6 protein-coding genes are annotated in these 3,947 nt (G+C 70.8%); all 6 read left to right on the top strand.

Annotated features, from left to right (window positions below; genetic code table 11):
* Window positions 1-55: 55 nt before the first annotated feature.
* The 6 genes from E1258_RS30790 (at window position 56) to E1258_RS33700 (ending at window position 3,840) form a co-directional block, all read left to right on the top strand.
* Window positions 56-694, top strand: coding sequence for a hypothetical protein (locus E1258_RS30790; RefSeq protein WP_132407288.1), 639 nt, complete (start codon window positions 56-58; stop codon window positions 692-694).
* A 413-nt stretch (window positions 695-1,107) separates the two neighbouring features.
* Window positions 1,108-1,293 carry a hypothetical protein gene (locus E1258_RS30785; RefSeq protein ID WP_132407286.1) on the top strand — a complete coding sequence of 62 codons (186 nt, stop codon included), beginning with the start codon at window positions 1,108-1,110 and terminating at the stop codon, window positions 1,291-1,293.
* Window positions 1,290-2,018: a hypothetical protein gene (locus tag E1258_RS30780; protein ID WP_132407284.1), complete on the top strand. Its 729-nt coding sequence runs from the start codon at window positions 1,290-1,292 to the stop codon at window positions 2,016-2,018. Before E1258_RS30785 ends, E1258_RS30780 begins: the two co-directional genes overlap by 4 nt.
* Window positions 2,019-2,027: 9 nt before the next feature.
* Window positions 2,028-2,663, top strand: coding sequence for a hypothetical protein (locus E1258_RS30775; protein WP_132407282.1), 636 nt, complete (start codon window positions 2,028-2,030; stop codon window positions 2,661-2,663).
* An 11-nt stretch (window positions 2,664-2,674) separates the two neighbouring features.
* Window positions 2,675-3,565: a protein kinase gene (locus tag E1258_RS30770; RefSeq protein ID WP_165949949.1), complete on the top strand. Its 891-nt coding sequence runs from the start codon at window positions 2,675-2,677 to the stop codon at window positions 3,563-3,565.
* A 110-nt stretch (window positions 3,566-3,675) separates the two neighbouring features.
* Window positions 3,676-3,840, top strand: a complete 165-nt coding sequence (locus E1258_RS33700; protein ID WP_165949948.1) for a hypothetical protein — start codon at window positions 3,676-3,678, stop codon at window positions 3,838-3,840.
* Window positions 3,841-3,947 lie beyond the last annotated feature (107 nt).

Raw genomic sequence — 3,947 nt, 5'->3', positions numbered from 1 at the left:
CCCGGCAGGGGCCTGGTGCCGTAGTGTGCGCTCGCGCCCCCGTACGCCGAACAGCATGCGCGACGTCGCCTCCTTCCTCGCCGGCTGGGATCACCCCGATACCAACCGTCCGCATGTGCGGCTTCGCACCAGCTCGCACGGCAATATCAACACCGTCGGCATGCCCGGCGTGCACGAGGCCGATGACCTCAACCCGGCCCACCCCAAGTGGCGCGAGGCGATTGAGCCCGGCGTCCGCTCTCTGGTCGACGCTGCCACGCGGGACTGGCGCCTGGTCACGTACGACAGCTGCCAGGGACATCTTTATCCGGGCCTCGACCTGCCGCCCTCCGAGCGCCGGGTCGGCATCCTTCCCCGCGACCGGACCGAATATGCACGAGTTGCTGCCGCCCTCTGCCGCGCGGTCACCGCAGTGGCCACCGACCTACCCGCCGAGGTGCAGGTGGCCGTCGGGCGGGCGGAGCTGACGTGCGAGACCACCGGACGCACGAGCCCCGTACTCGACCTGGCGCTGCGCCCGAGCCCCGGGCACGGCTGGCCGGCGTACTTCGATGCCGTTGACGCGGCCACCCGCGCCGTCGTCGACGCGCTGCGCCGCGAGCGGCCCACCGAGGTCGGCTGTTGTTGCCCGGCCCCTCAAACCACTGCTTCGACCATTGAGGAGGCGGAATGGGTAGCGTCGCGGCCTCGCTGACGATCCATCAGTTGCTGGGGCGCATCGTGTACTTCCACGCCCTGTTCATCGAACCCGCGCTCCTTCCGGCGGCGGCGCGCCGACCAGGACCACCGTGCTGCAACCATGGCCGGGACTCGGGCCGCAGCACAGTCGGCGAGTTGTTGACGGACTCCGCCTGGGCAGCTCTCGTCGAGGTCGCCGCCACCCTGCCCGCCCACGACCATCCGTGCCCGAAAGCCAACGGCGCGTGCTGTGCCACCTGCCGCGTTGTGGTCGCAGCCGCTGCGGTCGGAGCTGGATGGGCTCAGACCGAGCACCACAGCTACCAGCTGGCTGAGCCCGCCGAAACGCTCCAGCGCTCCTGCAGGTTCGCAGCGGCGGCACGGCTGGGGCGGGCCTTCGCCACACAGCACGCTGCTTGGTGCCCGGCAGTGGACCAGCCGACCGTGTTGGAAGCGCTGCCCGGCACGGAGGACCTGCCGCTGGCCGGAGAGCTGCTGGCTCTCTGGGCCAACCCGACCGCCAAAACCCACCACCCCGTGGCCAGCTGGCTCAATCACTGCACCGGCCTGGACGACGTCCGCCGGGTGCTCAAGACGAGGAGGACCGACTCGTGATCCACATCGCCGAGACCGTCGCGGTCGGCAGCGTTGAGGGATTCGTCGACACCGAGGAACGGGACCGGCTCGCCGCCATGATGAACGACTTCCTCACCGAGGAAGCGCGAACCCGCTTCGGCCCGAAGCGGACCACGTCCATCCATGAGATCCCCGGCCACTCCAATGAGCAGGCCATGGCCGTCTACGAGCCGAACGGACGGATCGAGGTCCCGAGGATTCCGGACAGAGCCGAGGCCCTGCTGCAGCACGCCTTCGACCGCGCCCGCCCCGCTCTGTCCCGCGTCATGCCATCGATCACCGCCTGCCGGCCGTGGACCTACGTCGAGTACGGCCCCGGCCAGCACATCACCGGCCACCTCGACGGCATCGCCCCCGACCCACTTGCTTGGCCGCGACAGATCGCCGGCATCAGCGTCGTGGTCCACGAGGCGAAAGCTGGAGGTGCGTTCTACGTCGAAAGCACCTCCAGCGACCGCCTGTGGAACACCCGCCTGGACCACGACGCCCACGGACACGGCTACGCGGGCGGCATGTGGCTGGCCCACGACGGTGCCGACCACTCCGCTGACTGGTATACGGCCATGCCCCGAACCCGATGGAGCGTCAGCCCTGCCCCGGGCACCGCCCTGCTCTACGGCTCCCAGCTCACCCATGGCACCGAACCGGTCAGCTACGGCCGCATCGCGAAGTTCATCAGCTGGCTGATCGCCGAAAAGAACTAGGGGCAAGGCATGCTGCTGGCCTTGGAGGGCCTCGCCGGAGCCGGGAAGAGCACGCTGCGCGACCGGATCCTGGCCACCGCCGCCTGCGAGGGCATCCACCTCGGGCACATCGGCCAGTTCTCTTGGCTGTCGCTGGAGGCGACCCGCTCCATCATCGGCCTGCGCGCCGGCCGTCCAGCCACCAGCGGCCCGAGAGCGATGGCAGCGATCCGCCGCGACCTGGAGCTTCATGCCCGACACAACCTCACCCCCGCCCTGTCCCTAGGCCCGGTCGTCGCCGACCGGCTCACCTTGTCGACCGCCTGCCTGCTCGCCCTGCTACACGACCGGCCTGTCGCCCACTACGTCCAGCAACTCGCCGAGGTCACGGCCGCGCGGGCGGACCTGATCGTCCTGCTCACCACCGAGCCAGAGCTGTGCCATACCCGGCTGTCCAAGCGGCCCACAACGCGCCGCTTCGGAGAGGACCGCGCGACCGCTGCTCGGTACGCCGACCTGTACGAGCACGCCGCCAACGCGTGGACCGAGGCAACCGGCCTACCAGTGCTACGGCACCCGTGCGCCACGGAACCCGACCTCGACCTGCTGGCCGCCGCCTGCCTGGACCGGCTGCGCGAAACCGCACCGGACGCGGCGCGAACATGAGAAGGCAGCCCATGCACCTGCACCCGATGCACCCCGCCGCCTGGGTCCTCGACCAGCTCCGTGACGCCGGCTGGCACGCCCACGACCTCCTCTGCTTCACCCGCGCCAGCACCCTGGTGCTCGCCAGCCGCAACGGGATGCCTCCGGTGGTCCTCAAGGCCGGCTTCGGCAGCAACCACGTCCTGGCCGAACTCGACGGCGCCACCCGAAAGGCCGCCTACGGCTTCTACTGGTACGCGGAGATGACCGAGGCCGAACGGGCCCTGACCCGCGAGGACTTCCGCCACGAGATCGCCGTCACCCGCGCCGCCCAAGGCGCCGAGCACGTCGTGCCGCTGCTGGAGGAGGGCAGCACCGACCGGTTCGACTGGTACACCATGCCCCACTGTCGCGGGGGCAACTTCGGACCCCACCTTGCCACCACCCTCAGCCGAGACGACGAGACGGCCGGGCTCAGCGTCCTGGCCGACGTCGCGGACGGCCTGAGCACCCTGCACGAGCGCGGGATCGTGCACCGCGATGTCTACCAGGAGAACATCCTCATCCACGACGGCCACGGACTGATCACCGACCTCGGTGCCGCGCGCCGCACCGACACCCCGCGCGGCCCGGCCGCTCGGGGCCCGGAGGTGCACTGGCCCCCGGAGTACACCACCTCCTACGACCGTGCCACCCCACGCGCTGACGTCTTCAGCCTCGCGGTCCTGACCTACCGCTACCTGTGCGCCGACATCCCCCGCCATGGCTTTTCCCGGCTGCACACCGCACCCGCCAGACTCCGCCCGATCATCACCGCGGCGCTCGCCCCAACACCCGAGGACCGGCCCGCCATGAGCGAGCTGCGCGACGCCCTGCGCCAGGCGGCCACCCCCGCCGCCACGCCAGCCCAGCGCAGCAGCTGACCTACCAGCAACCGAAAGGAGACGCGGTGCCCGCCGCCCGCTCACCGCCCCAGGTTCAGCCCAAAGAGATGCACGGCCCATGCCCCTATTCGGAAAGGACGAGCGCACTCATGGACAACGACCGGATCAGCGACTTCCTCGCCGCCGTGGACGACCTGCGCGGCGACGACGAGACCGTCCGCAGCACCCGCCACACCTCCAGCGTCTCAGCCGAGGGCTGGCCGACCGCTGAGGCCCCGACGCGCACCGCGGCACCCGAGGACACCGACGCCTGAAGGCCCCGCACCTCACCGACGGCACGCCGTCGGTGAGTACCTCCTGGGGCCGGACCCTCACGGGGCCGGCCCCAGGCCCAGCCCGTCGGAAGGACCCACCCCATGGA

The organism is Micromonospora sp. KC207 (genome assembly GCF_004348615.1).
Lineage (GTDB): Bacteria > Actinomycetota > Actinomycetes > Mycobacteriales > Micromonosporaceae > Micromonospora.
The sequence above is the reverse complement of the archived record's forward strand: the minus strand, read 5'-3'. Positions and strand labels throughout refer to the sequence as shown.

Coding starts and splice junctions, on each gene's coding strand:
- E1258_RS30790 (WP_132407288.1), top strand. CDS start 56: ATGCGCGACGTCGCCTCCTTCCTCGCCGGCTGGGATCACCCCGATACC.
- E1258_RS30775 (WP_132407282.1), top strand. CDS start 2,028: ATGCTGCTGGCCTTGGAGGGCCTCGCCGGAGCCGGGAAGAGCACGCTG.
- E1258_RS30770 (WP_165949949.1), top strand. CDS start 2,675: ATGCACCTGCACCCGATGCACCCCGCCGCCTGGGTCCTCGACCAGCTC.
- E1258_RS33700 (WP_165949948.1), top strand. CDS start 3,676: ATGGACAACGACCGGATCAGCGACTTCCTCGCCGCCGTGGACGACCTG.